Annotated in this window: 14 protein-coding genes; 3 read left to right on the top strand and 11 right to left on the bottom strand. The window is 67.6% G+C overall.

Features of this window, described 5'->3' with window-relative positions:
- The first annotated feature begins 42 nt into the window (after positions 1 to 42).
- Positions 43 to 636 (top strand): ferritin, encoded by a 594-nt coding sequence (locus JYA52_RS04345; protein WP_205652006.1) that lies wholly within the window; start codon positions 43 to 45, stop codon positions 634 to 636.
- On the opposite strand, the gene JYA52_RS04340 is transcribed toward JYA52_RS04345, so the two are convergent.
- From JYA52_RS04340 to JYA52_RS04320, 5 genes are read right to left on the bottom strand one after another with little or no spacing between them, the layout of a single operon-like run.
- The gene (locus tag JYA52_RS04340) at positions 637 to 1,473 is read right to left on the bottom strand and encodes an alpha/beta fold hydrolase (RefSeq protein ID WP_205651973.1); all 837 of its coding nucleotides are present in this window, start codon (positions 1,471 to 1,473) and stop codon (positions 637 to 639) included.
- Entirely contained in the window at positions 1,470 to 2,612 is a 1,143-nt protein-coding gene (locus JYA52_RS04335) for a pyridoxal phosphate-dependent aminotransferase (protein ID WP_205651972.1), read from the bottom strand. The genes JYA52_RS04340 and JYA52_RS04335 overlap by 4 nt, the downstream gene beginning before the upstream one ends.
- Positions 2,612 to 3,220, bottom strand: a complete 609-nt coding sequence (locus JYA52_RS04330) for an RraA family protein (protein ID WP_205651971.1) — start codon at positions 3,218 to 3,220, stop codon at positions 2,612 to 2,614. Before JYA52_RS04330 ends, JYA52_RS04335 begins: the two co-directional genes overlap by 1 nt.
- Positions 3,217 to 3,879 (bottom strand): RraA family protein, encoded by a 663-nt coding sequence (locus tag JYA52_RS04325; RefSeq protein ID WP_205651970.1) that lies wholly within the window; start codon positions 3,877 to 3,879, stop codon positions 3,217 to 3,219. Before JYA52_RS04325 ends, JYA52_RS04330 begins: the two co-directional genes overlap by 4 nt.
- Positions 3,879 to 4,547, bottom strand: a complete 669-nt coding sequence (locus JYA52_RS04320) for an RraA family protein (protein WP_205651969.1) — start codon at positions 4,545 to 4,547, stop codon at positions 3,879 to 3,881. Before JYA52_RS04320 ends, JYA52_RS04325 begins: the two co-directional genes overlap by 1 nt.
- A 79-nt stretch (positions 4,548 to 4,626) precedes the next feature.
- Between JYA52_RS04320 and JYA52_RS04315 the strand changes: the two genes are divergently transcribed.
- Entirely contained in the window at positions 4,627 to 5,517 is an 891-nt protein-coding gene (locus tag JYA52_RS04315; RefSeq protein ID WP_205651968.1) for a LysR family transcriptional regulator, read from the top strand.
- A gap of 23 nt (positions 5,518 to 5,540) precedes the next feature.
- Here the strand turns inward: JYA52_RS04315 and JYA52_RS04310 are convergent, their stop codons facing one another.
- Genes JYA52_RS04310 through JYA52_RS04290 form a run of 5 tightly spaced genes read right to left on the bottom strand, consistent with a single transcriptional unit; the run spans position 5,541 to position 9,917 of the window.
- Positions 5,541 to 6,266, bottom strand: coding sequence for an SAM-dependent methyltransferase (locus JYA52_RS04310; protein WP_205651967.1), 726 nt, complete (start codon positions 6,264 to 6,266; stop codon positions 5,541 to 5,543).
- A 3-nt stretch (positions 6,267 to 6,269) separates the two neighbouring features.
- Positions 6,270 to 6,665: a DUF1801 domain-containing protein gene (locus JYA52_RS04305; protein ID WP_205651966.1), complete on the bottom strand. Its 396-nt coding sequence runs from the start codon at positions 6,663 to 6,665 to the stop codon at positions 6,270 to 6,272.
- A 53-nt stretch (positions 6,666 to 6,718) separates the two neighbouring features.
- The gene (locus JYA52_RS04300; RefSeq protein WP_240459939.1) at positions 6,719 to 7,060 is read right to left on the bottom strand and encodes a Rieske (2Fe-2S) protein; all 342 of its coding nucleotides are present in this window, start codon (positions 7,058 to 7,060) and stop codon (positions 6,719 to 6,721) included.
- A complete protein-coding gene (gene nirB, locus JYA52_RS04295; RefSeq protein WP_205651965.1) occupies positions 7,057 to 9,570 on the bottom strand; it encodes a nitrite reductase large subunit NirB in 2,514 nt (837 codons plus the stop codon). The genes JYA52_RS04300 and nirB overlap by 4 nt, the downstream gene beginning before the upstream one ends.
- A complete protein-coding gene (locus JYA52_RS04290) occupies positions 9,570 to 9,917 on the bottom strand; it encodes a molybdopterin oxidoreductase (RefSeq protein ID WP_205651964.1) in 348 nt (115 codons plus the stop codon). Before JYA52_RS04290 ends, nirB begins: the two co-directional genes overlap by 1 nt.
- A 461-nt stretch (positions 9,918 to 10,378) precedes the next feature.
- Between JYA52_RS04290 and JYA52_RS04285 the strand changes: the two genes are divergently transcribed.
- Positions 10,379 to 12,274, top strand: a complete 1,896-nt coding sequence (locus tag JYA52_RS04285; protein WP_205651963.1) for a DEAD/DEAH box helicase — start codon at positions 10,379 to 10,381, stop codon at positions 12,272 to 12,274.
- Positions 12,275 to 12,365: 91 nt separating this feature from the next.
- Here the strand turns inward: JYA52_RS04285 and JYA52_RS04280 are convergent, their stop codons facing one another.
- Positions 12,366 to 13,016, bottom strand: a complete 651-nt coding sequence (locus tag JYA52_RS04280) for an MBL fold metallo-hydrolase (protein ID WP_205651962.1) — start codon at positions 13,014 to 13,016, stop codon at positions 12,366 to 12,368.
- Between the last annotated feature and the right edge of the window lie 144 nt (positions 13,017 to 13,160).

Here is a 13,160-nt window from a genome sequence, read left to right as displayed (position 1 = left end):
CGGGCGCTGGACAGCCTTCACCGCCGCCCCGAGGAGACCCCGATGTCCGCCCCTAGATTTAATGATCTGCTGGCCCACCAGGTCGGCAACGAGTTCGCCGCTTCCCAGCAGTACATCGCCATTGCCGTGTGGTTTCACGGGCAGGACCTGCCCCAACTGGCCAAGCACTTCTACCGTCAGTCGCTGGAAGAACGAAACCACGCCATGATGATGGTCCGCTACATCCTGGACCGCGGACTGAAGATCGCCATCCCCGGCGTGGAACCGGTCCGCAACGACTTTAACAAGGTCGAGGAACCGCTGGCCCTCGCCCTCGCCCAGGAGCAGGAAGTCACCGAGAACATCAAAGAACTGTTTGCCGCAGCACGAGCGGAAAACGACGCCATCGGCGAACAGTTCATGCTCTGGTTCCTCAAGGAACAGGTCGAAGAAGTGGCCTCGATGACGACGCTGCTGAACATTGCCCGGCGCGCCGACAACCTCTTCGACATCGAAAACTTCCTTGCCCGCGAACGGGTCGGCGACCACGGACAGCACGGCGGCCATCACGGCGGTCATCACCGGCACCACGGTGGGCACGGCGGTGGGGGCGATCAGGGCTCCGGGACGCCGGAGGCCGCCGGAGGGGCGCTCTGATCAGGAGCGGGAGACTTCCGGCTGCACGATAGGTTCGGTCGCTTGCGCCTGGAAGGCGGCGATCCGGCGCCACATTTCCGGGGCGTTCGAGTACATGGGGAAGTGGCCGCTCTCCGGGATCTCCGCGAGTTCGACGCCGTTGGCTGCGAGGTGGGGCAGGTAACTCAAAGTGTTGTTCTGTTTGCCGTACATGAACATCCGGGGAAGCGGCAGGGCGAGGAACTTGTCCATCAGTCCTGCGTTGTCGGAGAGGTCCACCATGGATTCGAAGATTCCGCGGACAGCCCCGGCCCGCACTTTGTAGCGGACGCTCGTGGCATAGAGCGGACTTGAATAGAACGGCGCAGCCCAGTTCCGGGCGATGAAGTCTTCCAGGAACTGAACCGGGTCCTCGTGCGGGTGCTGGAAGATCTGGCGGCTGAGGAAGCAGTCCTCGGGCGCGACATTCCCCTCGATGTCGGTAAAGCTCGCTACCCGCTCCGGTTCCTGGTGCGCGAGCATCAGCGATGTAAGCCCACCCATGGAATGCCCCACCAGATGGAACCTTTCGATGCCCTGCTCAGCAAGTGCTGCCAGGGCTGTCCTGACCAAAAACGGGATGGAGACCCTGTCCAGGTCGGAGCATTCAGACTCGCCGCAGCCGGGTGCGTCGTAGGCAAAGATCGGCCTGCCGGCGAAGGCCGGGTGCAGCGCCACGTCCGCGTAGTCCTCCTTGGTGGAGCCGAAACCGTGAAGAAACACGATGGGAAGCCCGGCGCCCTTCCGGCTGATGCAGGAAAGCCGCACGTCGGCGCCGTCGATGGTTCGTTCCATCCAGTGCCGGGTGAGGGTATTCATACCAGTTCCTTAACCGTTGCTGCGAAGCGGGCCAGCCCCTCTTTCAGGCTTTCGACGTCGGTCGCGAAAGAGATGCGGATGTGGCCCTCGCCGGACGGGCCGAATTCGCTGCCGGAGCGGACCAGCACCCCGGCCTCCGCGAAACGGGCCGTCATTTCGTCCGAGCTGAAGGGCGAGTGGATCTTGGGGAAGGCGTAGAAAGCGCCTTGGGGCGGAAGCATTTCGACACCCGGCAACCCGGACAGGAGATCGAGGACGACGTCCCGCCGCTGCTGGTAGGAGGCCGCGGTGGCCTGAAGGTCGGCGTCAGGAATCTCCAGGGCTGTCAGGGCGGCGTCCTGGATGAAGGTGCTCAGCGGCCCGTTGATGGTGCGGTGGATGGTATTGATCCTGTTCGCCAGTTCCACCGGCGCGACCACGTGGCCTAGACGCCAGCCGGTCATGGCGTAGGTCTTGGAGAACGTACTGCAGCCGATGACCTGGTCCCGGACGTTGGCCAGCGTCATGGCCGAGGTGAAGGTGCCGCCGTCGAAGGTGATGTCCGCGTAGGCCTCGTCGGCCAGAAGCAACAGGCCGGGGTTGTCCTGGAGGAGCTGTCCCAGCCGGTGCAGGTCGCTGTCGGGGTAGACGCGGCCCGTCGGGTTTCCGGGGTTGCACAGGATGATCATCCTGGCCGCGGCTGCCTCCTGCTGGAGTGTGTCCAGGTCCAGGGAGCCGCCGGCGAGGTTGGGCACCCAGACGACCTCGGCCCCGATCAGGGCTGCATGGTCGGCATACAGGGAATAGGTCGGTTCCGGGATCAGGATCCTGTCCCCGGGGTTGACCAGGGCCAGCATCGCCGCTGCCAGCCCTGCGCTGCCGCCATGGGTCAGGACGATCTCCTCCGACATGGTGGGCCGGGCATACTTGGCAAAGGTGTGCCTCGCGATGGCGTGCTGCAGCTCGGGGGAGCCCGCCATGGGGGCGTAGCGGGTCCTGCCCTGAGACAGGGCCCCGATGGCGGCTTCGACGATGGCTGCCGGGGTGCCGGAGTCCGGCTCGCCCATTGCCAGGGAGATGGCCCCGGGCTTTCCGGCGCCCAGGGACTTGGGCCGGCGGCTGCTGCTGATGATCCGCTCCACGGCATGGCTAGCGGACATCACCAGCTCCCCTCAGCCTTCAGGCCGTACAGCTCAAGCGTGCTCTTGCCGGCCCTGATGTCGGCGATGATCCGCTGCTCGTCGGCCACACGCTGGTCGGCGCGGCTGATGATGGCATCGGCTGAGTCCTGGGGCAGGACGACGACGCCGTCAGCGTCGCCTACTATCAGGTCGCCGGTGTGGACCACGACGCCGCCGACGCGGACGGGGGAGCGCATATCGCCGGGGTAATCCTTGACGGTGCCGACGACCGTGACGTGGCGGGCGAAGACGGGGAAGTCCATGGCGGCCATCTCCTCGGAGTCACGGACGCCGCCGTCGACGACCAGACCAAGAATTCCCCGGTGCTGTGCGGCGACGGCGAGTACCTCGCCCCAGTGGCCGTAGGCCGCCCCCTGCAAGTCCACGACCAGGACGCTGCCGGCGGGTGCGGCCAGCACGGCGTTGTGGAGCGCGAGGTTGTCCCCGCCGATGCCGCGGACGGTGAACGCCGGCCCGGCCACTTTTGATCCGGGCCAGGCTGCGCGCAGGCCCGGATCGCAGGCGCAGGGCAGCTTAGCGGCCTCATACAGGGTGGCTGCGGAGTGTCCTCCGGCTGCGTTGCTCATGCTTTCCTCCACTGCAGGTCGTGGTAGCCGAGGTCGGCGCGGGCCTGGACCAGGGTGGAACCTGCCTTGACGGCCTCGATGATCCTGGCCTCGACGTCTTCGATCCGTTCGGCGATCTCAGCGATCTGTTCGGCGCGTGCCGCCGGGACGGCGAGGGCGCCGTCGGCGTCTCCGCAGATGATGTCCAGCGGTGAGATCTCGACGTCGCTGATGGTCACCGGAACGTTGACGGCGACGAGCCGGACGCGGTCCTTGCCCGTGCGCATGAACCGGCCGCGGCTGAACAGCGGGTAGTTCTGGCGGAGTGCGGCATTCAGGTCGCGGCAGACGCCGTTGATGACGGTTCCGCCGATGCCGCGGGCGGCGGCGATTTCGGTCATGATGCCGCCCCAGACGGTGACGTCGGTGCGGGCGTGGTTGTCGATGAGCACGACGGCGCCGGGCGGAACGTCGTCGAGGAAGTCACCGACGCTGCCGCGTTCGGAGCCGGCCGGCTCGTACTGAACGGTGAAGGCGGGCCCGCCGATCCTGAAGTCGTAGGTCAGCGGGGCCAGTCCGTGCAGGGTGCCATGGATGCCGAGGGAGTCCATGGCATCAGAAATGGACGCAGTGGGAATCGCCTTCAGACGGGCGGAGATATCAGAAGTGGTGGTGTTCATCAGTGTTCCTCAGTGGCTCCGGCCAGGCGCGCGTCGCGCATGGCCTCATGGAGTGCGACGCCGGAGCGCAGATCAGCGGCAATGGCCCGTTCCCGCTCTGCCACCGCTTGGGCCTTTTCAAGGACTTCTTCCGCGTAAGCGCGGGGCACGACGACCACACCGGTTTCGTCAGCGAAGACGACGTCGCCGGGGGCGACAGTGACGTTGCCCAGGCGTACCGGTTCGCCGGTGGAGCGCTGCTGAAGCCTTCCCCGGGCGGTCGCCGGGATGCGGCCTTTCGCGAATACCGGGAAGCTCATTTCCCGGGCTTCGTTCACATCGCGGCAGGCGCCGTCGGCCACCACTCCACGCACGCCGTTAAGAGCGGCGCCCAGGCTCAGGAGCCCGCCCCAGCAGGAGACGTCGGTGCGGCCTTCGTTGTTCACCACGATCACGTTCTCGTCAGAGGCAGCGGCCACGGCGGCGGAGCCGATGTGTGCGCCGGAGGGGCCGGGGACATACGGCTCGAGCTGGACGGTGACGGCGAAGCCGACGATCTTGGGGTGGCCCCAGACGGGGAGGAAGCCGGCCTGGCCCGGCGGGAGCTCCAGGGCGTCCAGGGCGTCGGAGACGGCGGCGGAATCAAGCTCCGCGTAACCGGCAAGCAGGGAGGTGTTTGAGAGGGTCATGCTTCAAGTAGACAGGGCCAGCTTGATAGAGTGAAGGTCTAATCCCGTATAGCTGAAAGACGAAGGGCGACTAGATCACGTGGTTGAAGTACGACAGGCCCGGTACTTCATTGCCGTGGCAGAGGAACTGAATTTCAGCCGCGCGGCCGACAGGCTCAAAATGTCGCAGCCGCCGCTGAGCCAAGCCATTCTTCAGCTGGAACGCCAGTTGGCCCTGACGCTGTTGAACAGGTCAAGCCGGAGCGTGCTGCTGACTGAAGCCGGGCAGTTGTTCCTGGAGCAGTGCAGGCTGCTGGTGCGGGCTTCCGAACGTGCCCGCGAAGTGGCGGCGGTGGCCAACGGAGGCCTGGCTGGCACCCTGCGCATCGGCGCCGTCACGTCGGCGTTCAGCGAAACATTGCCTCAGATCCTGCAGCGCTTTCGCGCTTCCCGGCCGCTCGTGGAACTGCAGGTTCAGGAGATCGACTCCCACCATGGGCGCGACGCGCTGGAGCGAAGGGAGCTGGACGTTGCCGTCATCCGGCAGACCGTCACGGGCCGGCGTTTGAAATCGGTGCCGCTGCGGCGGGATCACTTTGTGGTCGCGATGCCCCAAGACCACAGGCTGGCGGGCGGGGACGGGCCGGTCGGCCTCATCGAGTTCCGGGATGAACCATGGGTGTGGCTGCGAAGGCACATCTCCCCGGACTACCATGACGAGCTCGTGGCCGCCTGCCGGCAGGCAGGCTTCAGCCCCGAGGCCCAGCATTACGCCAACTCCATCAACTCCCAGCTGGCTATGGTCAAATGCGGGCTGGGAGTGACGCTGGCTCCCGAATCCTCCGTCACACAGCAGCCCCACGGGCTCGTCTGGCGGGAGCTGCGCAGACGGGTTGACCTGGTGGAGCTCTCCGTCGTAGTCCGCTCGGGAGGCCAGGAGCCCCTCGTCGAACACTTCATCGCCTGCGCCGCGCCCGAAGGGCAGCGGTAGCCGGCTTCGAGTCTCAGGCGGGATCAGGCTGGACCGGCAGCCAGCCGGGTGGCGCGCAGGACGGCGTCGGCGAGGATGGCCATCTGCCCGTCCGGGCCTGTGGCCTCCCGTTCCCGGCTTTCCGCCACGTCGACGCGCCACTCGGGCGGCGCGATGCCGAGTTCGGCCACGAGCTGCCCAGGCGTGAAGTACCTCACCCAATCCAGGTCGCCGCCGTCGCCGCCGTGGCTGCCTTCCTTGTGGCGCGACCAGGGCGGCAGCCCGTCCGGGTGGTGCCCTACGACGAGGAGGGTCCCGCCTGTCCGGACGGCGTCCGCCGCAATCCGGTGCGACCGCTGCCAGGGCATTTCCGTGGAGTGCAGGAACTGCGCGGAGACGAGGTCAAACTGCACGTCTGGAGCCCACGCTTCGAGGTCCCGCTGCAGCCAGGTGATGCGGGAGCCCGCCTCTGACGCCGCGGCGTGGCCAGCCGCCCTTTGAAGCGCGACGGCGGATACGTCCACCGCGGTCACCGTCCAGCCCCGCTCTGCGAGCCACAGGGCGTCGGCGCCTTCGCCGCAGCCGAGATCCAGGGCCGTTCCGGGTGTCAGCCCGGCCGTTTCCGCGACGAGCTGCGGATTCGGCCGGCCGCTCCACACGCGCGCGCGGCTCCGGTACATGTCGTCCCACAGGCGGGCGGTGCCGTCGTGCGTTGTTCCATCGTGCGTTGTTCCGGCCTGGCTGTCGGGGGACTGCTGGGGATCGCTCATCGTTTACGGGCCCTTCTGGAGCCGGCGCCAGCCGCCGGCCCGGTTGTCCGCGATGATCGACCTGAACATCTCGAGCAGGGCCGGCGCGTTGATGGCTTCGCCCTCGTAGAAGGCCACCGTCCGGCCTGTCTTGTTCCCGAGCCCGCCGGTGATGAGGTGCTCAGGGTCCGGGGTCAGGCCGCCGTCGTACAGGAAGACGTTCACGTGGTCCTTGGCCGCCAGCAGGGCGCAGACGTTGCCGCGGAGCTCGAAGTACGGCTGCCGGGTCCTCTTGATGGTCTCTGTGACCTCGGGGTCCGCGGCGTGGACCAGTTCGCGGACCTGCCGGCACACCTCCTGCTGCCACTCCGGCAGGGCATTGATGTAGGCGTCCACGCGCGGATCGGCGGTGTAGTCCATGGCTATCACCCTGCCACAGAAACCCCCGCCCAAACCAGGTCGCGGTTGTTAGCTCAGGGGAGCTGCAGGACGATGTTCCCCGCGGCGTCGGCGGCTACGGGATAGCTGCGCAGCGGCCCGGCGCCGGTGGTGGAGCAGCCCGTTTCCAGCTCGAAGGAGTGCTGATGCAGGGGGCACATCACCACGGACCGGTCAATGGTGCCGTCGGCGATGGGACCGCCCTTGTGCGGGCAGACCGCCGAAACCGCCCGGAGGGAGCCGTCCCGCAGCCGGAACACCGCCACCTGCTCGCCGGCCACCCCGAAGGCGCGCCCTTCGCCCACGGGAATCTGCTCGAGCGGGCCGAGGACGTGCAGCCCGGCATCCTGTCCTGCGTTGGAGAGGCCGGCCATCATCGGACCGGCACCTGGGGGAGGACCTCGAGCGGCAGCGCGGTGCGGAACTGGCCCGGCGTGAAAGGATCATCGCGTTCGGTCCAGGGGTCCACATAGCTGTCGACGGACCGTTGCATGGCGGCGTCCAGCTCCGGGCCGATCCCCTCAGAGTCCTCCACGATCACCGAGCGGAGGTGCTCGATCCCGACCCGCGGCACAAAGGCGTATGTCCGTTCCAGCCAGTTCGCCCGCTCGCGGTAGTACTGCATGAAGCGGCCCGTCAGCAGCTTGACGGTCTCGGGATCGTCCACCGTGGCGAGCAGGTCGCCCTTGCGGATGTGTGCTCCGGCCGCACCGCCCACATAGATCTCCCAGCGGCCGCCTTCCACGGCCACCACGCCCACATCCTTGACCAGGGATTCGGCGCAGTTCCGCGGGCATCCGGACACTGCCAGTTTCAGCTTCGCCGGCGACTCAATGCCCTGGAAGCGCGACTCGATCTCGACGCCCAGCTTCGTGGAATCACCGGTTCCGAAGCGGCAGAACTCCTGCCCCACGCAGGTTTTCACCGTGCGGAAGCTCTTGCCGTAGGCGTAGCCGGAGGGCATGCCGAGGTCGGCCCAGACCTTGGGCAGGTCCTCCTTGGGGATCCCCAGCAGGTCGATCCGCTGCCCGCCTGTCAGCTTCACCATGGGAATCCTGTACTTGTCCGCGACGTCGGCGATCCGGCGGAGCTGTTCCGGCGAGGTGACACCGCCTTTCATCTGCGGCACCACGGAGAAGGTGCCGTCGCGCTGGATGTTGGCGTGGACGCGGTCGTTCACGAACCGGGCGTCGCGCTCGTCGATGTACTCGGCGGCCCACATCATCTTCAGCAGTGAGGCCAGGCCCATCTTGGACCTGGCGTCCTCTGCGCCGCCGGGGGCCAGGGCCGCGAAGACCGCCGACACGGACCGCAGCCCCTGCTCGCGGATGGCCGCCATCAGGTCAGCTTTGTCCAGCGGCACACCGGGAACGTAGTAGTTCGCCGCCGGGTCTTCCTCCACGGCACCGTCGGCGGCCCACTCCACCACCTGGCGGACCAGCAGCTTGCAGGAGCCGCAGCCCTTGCCCGCCCGCGTGGCGTCCATGACGCCAGCCAGCGTGCTGCATCCGCCCTTGACCGTTTCTACGAGCGTCTGCTTGCTGACTCCGTTGCAGTTGCAGACCTGCGCGGCGCCGTCGAGTTCCGCGACCCCTGCCTCCTCGCCCGGCCCGCCGACGTCGAACAGCAGTGAGACGCGCTCCTCCGGCAGCGGGAGGCCGCGGTCGAATGCCTGTGTCAGGTACGCCACCTTGCGGCTGTCCCCGAGCAGTGTGGCGCCCACGATCTTGCCGTCCCGGATCACGATCGACTTGAAGACGCCGCGGCTGGGTTCCGAGAACACCACGTGTTCGTCCGTCTCCCGTTCCGGACCCTGCAGCCCCATGGATGCGACGTCGACGCCGGCCACCTTCAGTTTGGTGGCTGCCCGGGTGCCCAGGTACGCCGCTTTCGGGTTGGCGCCCGTGACGTGGTCTGCCAGCACCGCTGCCTGCTCCCACAGCGGCGCCACCAGGCCGTAGACCTCGCCGCGGTGCTGGACGCATTCCCCCACCGCGTAGATTTCCTCCTCGTCCGGCACGCGCATGTGGTCGTCGACGACGATGGCCCGCTCCACTGGCAGGCCGCTGGTGACCGCCACCTCCACGTTGGGGCGGATGCCGGCCGCCACCACCACCATGTCGCACTCGATGTTCGGCCTGTCCCGCAGCCGGACGCCCGTCACCTTGTCCGCACCCAGGACTGCCGTGGTGCGGCTGCCCGTGTGCACCCTGATGCCCAGGGCCTCCACGCTGCGGCGCAGGACGGCGCCGCCCTCGGGTCCCATCTGCGCATTCATGAGGTGGCCGCCGGAGTGGACGACGTCGACGTCGATCCCGTGGCTTTGCAGCCCCCGCGCGGCTTCCAGCCCCAAGAGTCCGCCGCCGACCACCACTGCGCGGTGGTGGTGGTCCTGCTGCGCGTACGCGACCATGTTGCGCGTGTCGTCGATGGTGCGGAAGGCGAAGACCCCGGGCAGCAGCCGCCCGCCGGGGGTGTACATGCCGTCCATCGGCGGCAGGTGGGAGCGGCTGCCGGTGGCGATCACCAGGACGTCGTACGGTGTGGCGCGGCCGTCGTCGGAAAACACGAGCTTGGCGAAGCGGTCGATCCTGTCCACACGGACGCCCGCGTGCAGGGTGATCTCATTTTCCCGGTACCAGTCCAGGGAGTTGAGGAAGATGTTGCCGGTGTCCTCCTCGCCGGAGAGGACGTGGCTGAGCATGATCCGGTTGTAGTTGCCGTACGGCTCGTCGCCGAACATGGTGATCCTGTATTGCACCCCGCCGCCGCGGGCGAGGATCTCTTCGACGGCACGCGCCCCGGCCATGCCGTTGCCGATCACCACGAGCCGACGGCGGGTGTCAACGGTTTTGGTCCGCGCGGCGCGGCTGGCCAGCGTGGTCATCAGTGCTCCACCATGCCGAGGTCCACCACCACGGAGCCGCTGACGCCCGTGTCCGCCAGCAGCCTGAGTTCGATCAGCGAGCCGCCTTCGATGTCCTCCACCACCCGCAGCGGAACGTGGACCTGGCCCTTGGCGCCGATGGGGAAGTAGCGCATGGGGATGCCGTCCCGCATCAGCACGACCGTGATCAGTTCCGCGGAGGAGTTGCCGCCCCGGAAGTAAAGCGTCTGGTTGATGACGCCGTCCGGTACATAGCGGGACAGCTGGCTGTGGATGGGAACGGGCTTTTCCAGCCCGGCTCCGTCGAACGGGAAGATGCCCTGGAGGAAGAGGTTCTTCAAGATCATGCGCAGATCCTTTCGTCGGAGACTTGCCGGCAGGTCGGTGCTGACGGGCCTGTCAGCAGGGCATACGCCCATACTGCTCGCCGGTTGTTTCGGGTCCCTGCCGCCGAGGTAATTTCCGTTTAACACCTTTCTCACCGCGCACCTCACCCAGCAAGACGGGGCCGCGGCGGGGAGCGCGCGCCGCAGATGGTAAGCTAGTGGAACTTGATGTGCAGTGATGCCCACTTTTGGTCGTAGGGACCAGTTCCGGTCCATCAACCGGAATCCCGCAGAGAATCCGTTCTCGCAGGGAGTGGGCTTTTTTCATGTGAGAGGCACATCCTGCGTCGATGAACGCTATTTGGTCCCAGCCGCGAAAACCGGCCGGTTGATCACCTGACTTTTCCTCGGCGAACCCCTGCGCCAACCGGTACGGGGGCCGATATCCGCACGGATACCGCCTGAAAGACCCTGATAAACACATGACTACTTTCGCTACCCTCGGCACGCCCAAGGCCCTCGCCGACACGCTGACAGCACAGGGGATCGAGACCCCGTTCCCCATCCAGGTCAAGACCCTGCCCGACACCCTGGCCGGACGCGACGTCCTGGGCCGCGGCCGCACCGGCTCCGGCAAGACCATCGCCTTCGCCATCCCGCTGGTGGCGCGACTCGCTGAGCGCGAAGCCAAGCACTTCCGCAAGCCCGGCCGCCCGATGGGCCTGGTCCTTGCTCCGACCCGCGAGCTGGCCACCCAGATCAACGCCACCATCGAGCCGATGGCCAAGGCCATGGGTCTGAACACCACCGTGATCTACGGCGGCATCTCCCAGGCCCGCCAAGAGAAGGCACTGCGCTCCGGCGTCGACATCGTCATCGCCTGCCCGGGCCGCCTGGAGGACCTGATCCGCCAGCGCATCCTCACCCTCGAAGCCGTCGAGATCACCGTCCTGGACGAGGCCGACCACATGGCCGATCTCGGCTTCCTGCCCGTGGTCAAGAAGCTCATGGACATGACCCCGAGCCAGGGCCAGCGCCTGCTGTTCTCCGCCACGCTGGACAACGGCGTTGACAAGATCGTCCAGCGCTACCTGTCCAACCCGCTGACCCACTCCGTGGACGATCCGCAGGCCGCGGTGACCACCATGGAACACCACGTGCTGGTAGTCAACGACCAGACCGTCAAGAAGCAGCTGATCGTCGAGCTCGCCTCGGGTGCCGGCCGCCGTGTGCTCTTCATGCGCACCAAGCACCATGCCCGCAAGCTGGCCAAGACCCTGACCGACGCCGGGATCCCCGCCGTCGATCTGCACGGCAACCTCTCGCAGAACGCCCGTGACCGCAACCTCGCAGAGTTCTCCTCCGGCGAGGTCCGCGTCCTGGTGGCCACCGACGTCGCCGCCCGCGGCGTCCACGTGGACGACGTCGAACTCGTCATCCACGTCGACCCGCCCACGGAGCACAAGGCGTACCTGCACCGCTCCGGCCGTACGGCACGTGCCGGTTCGGACGGAACCGTGGTCACGCTGACCCTGCCTGAGCAGCAGTCGGACGTCAAGAAGCTGATGAAGGCTGCCGGCGTCGAGGTCAACTTCGAGCGCGTCACCGCCAACTCCCCGCTGGTTGCGGAACTGGTCGGCGAAATGGCCGACAAGATCGATCCGCGCACCCGCGCCGCACTGCTCGCCGCAAAGGCTGCGCAGCACGGCGGCGGCACTTCCACCGGTGCCAATGCAGAGCGCAAGCGCGCACGCCGCCAGGCTGCACCCACCACGGGCGGCCGGGGCGGACGCGGCGGACGCGGACGGGTTTCGGCTGAGGCTCCCCGCACCGACCTGCCCCGCGCTGAGCGCCGCGCGGTGGCCTACGAGGGCCAGGCCGCAGCCCGTAATGCCGCGGACCGCGTCATCGAGCAGAACGAGGACCGGGCCCAGGCGGCAGCAGCTGCACGCCGCAACGCACGTGGCCGTGGCACGGCGTCCACGCACCGCAACGACGTTCCTGCAGCCGGTGGCCGTCCGTCGGCTGGCCGCGGTTCGGACGGACGTTCCGAGTCCCGCATCACCCGCAGCGACGCTCCGCGTGGCGGCACGGGTCGCCCGGCGACCGGCGGCCAGCGCGGCGGACGTCCGGCAACGGGCCAGCGCGCCGCTGCCGGCGCCCGCACCGGCGGCAACACCGGCGGCCAGCGTTCCGCCGGCGGCAATACGGGAGGCAGCACCGGCGGCAACAAGGCTGTCTGGTCCTCGAACACCGGCGGCACCTCGGGCGGTTCCTACTCCGGCGGCGGCAACGGCCGTTCCGGCGAAGGCCGTCCGGCACGCAGCGGCCCCCGCCGCGCCTCGGCTCCGGCGTCGAACGAGCGCCGCGGCCGCTAACCCTCGCTAAAACCACCATCGAGTGCTCCGCAACCGCCGTTTAGAGGGTTCATAACGGCGGTTCTGGAGCACTCGATGAGGTTTCAGGGCCTTACCAGCCGCGGGCGCGCCACTCCGCCAGGTGCGAACGCTCCGCGCCGAGGGTGGTGGGCTTGCCATGGCCCGGGTGTACCACGGTGTCATCCGGGTAGACATCGAACAGCCGCTCGCTGACGTCGGTAATGAGCTGGTTGAACCGCCCGGGATCCTTCTGGGTGTTGCCCACGCCGCCCGGAAACAGCGAATCGCCCGAGAAAATGTGGGCGGGCCCCGCCGGATCCTGGTACACCAGGGCCACCGAGCCGGGCGTGTGCCCACGCAGATGCACTGCCGTCACGTCGAAGCCGTCGAAGTTGCCGACGTCGCCGTGGTCCAGCAGCACATCCACCGGCACGGGAAGCTCCGGTGCGTCGTCCTTACCGGCGGCCGTCCGGGCGCCGGTGGCCTCCACCAGCGCCGGAAGCGCACGGACGTGGTCCCAGTGCTGGTGTGTGGTGGCAATCAACGCCAGCTTCGGTGTAGCCGCTGTGTCCTCCGCGGCGTCCGCGAGCAGCCCCTGGATGGCGGGCAGGTCATCCGCTGCATCGATCAGCAGCTGGGCGCCCGACTCCTTCGCGGTCAGCAAATACACGTTGTTGTCCATCTCGCTGACAGAAATGCGGCGGATGGTGATGTCACGAAGCGAATGAATGAGCGTGTCCATGCGCCTCAGTCTACGAAGTTGCTACTAAGTTGCTACGAAATTGAGCGCTGATGCTCTCGCAGGGCCGCCGCGCCCTCCGCGGATTCCACTATCGGAATGCGGAGGGGCGGCGTTTCTGCGTCCGGGGGCAACCGGAGCGCCAGC

Origin of the sequence: Arthrobacter pascens (assembly GCF_017052465.1) — a bacterium.
Classification (GTDB): Bacteria; Actinomycetota; Actinomycetes; order Actinomycetales; family Micrococcaceae; genus Arthrobacter; species Arthrobacter pascens.
This window is presented reverse-complemented; position numbering and strand designations above follow the sequence as displayed.

Coding starts and splice junctions, on each gene's coding strand:
- nirB (WP_205651965.1), bottom strand. CDS start 9,570: ATGACCACGCTGGCCAGCCGCGCCGCGCGGACCAAAACCGTTGACACC.
- JYA52_RS04340 (WP_205651973.1), bottom strand. CDS start 1,473: ATGAATACCCTCACCCGGCACTGGATGGAACGAACCATCGACGGCGCC.
- JYA52_RS04325 (WP_205651970.1), bottom strand. CDS start 3,879: ATGAACACCACCACTTCTGATATCTCCGCCCGTCTGAAGGCGATTCCC.
- JYA52_RS04290 (WP_205651964.1), bottom strand. CDS start 9,917: ATGATCTTGAAGAACCTCTTCCTCCAGGGCATCTTCCCGTTCGACGGA.
- JYA52_RS04300 (WP_240459939.1), bottom strand. CDS start 7,060: ATGATGGCCGGCCTCTCCAACGCAGGACAGGATGCCGGGCTGCACGTC.
- JYA52_RS04285 (WP_205651963.1), top strand. CDS start 10,379: ATGACTACTTTCGCTACCCTCGGCACGCCCAAGGCCCTCGCCGACACG.
- JYA52_RS04335 (WP_205651972.1), bottom strand. CDS start 2,612: ATGTCCGCTAGCCATGCCGTGGAGCGGATCATCAGCAGCAGCCGCCGG.
- JYA52_RS04345 (WP_205652006.1), top strand. CDS start 43: ATGTCCGCCCCTAGATTTAATGATCTGCTGGCCCACCAGGTCGGCAAC.
- JYA52_RS04330 (WP_205651971.1), bottom strand. CDS start 3,220: ATGAGCAACGCAGCCGGAGGACACTCCGCAGCCACCCTGTATGAGGCC.
- JYA52_RS04310 (WP_205651967.1), bottom strand. CDS start 6,266: ATGAGCGATCCCCAGCAGTCCCCCGACAGCCAGGCCGGAACAACGCAC.
- JYA52_RS04320 (WP_205651969.1), bottom strand. CDS start 4,547: ATGACCCTCTCAAACACCTCCCTGCTTGCCGGTTACGCGGAGCTTGAT.
- JYA52_RS04305 (WP_205651966.1), bottom strand. CDS start 6,665: ATGGACTACACCGCCGATCCGCGCGTGGACGCCTACATCAATGCCCTG.
- JYA52_RS04280 (WP_205651962.1), bottom strand. CDS start 13,016: ATGGACACGCTCATTCATTCGCTTCGTGACATCACCATCCGCCGCATT.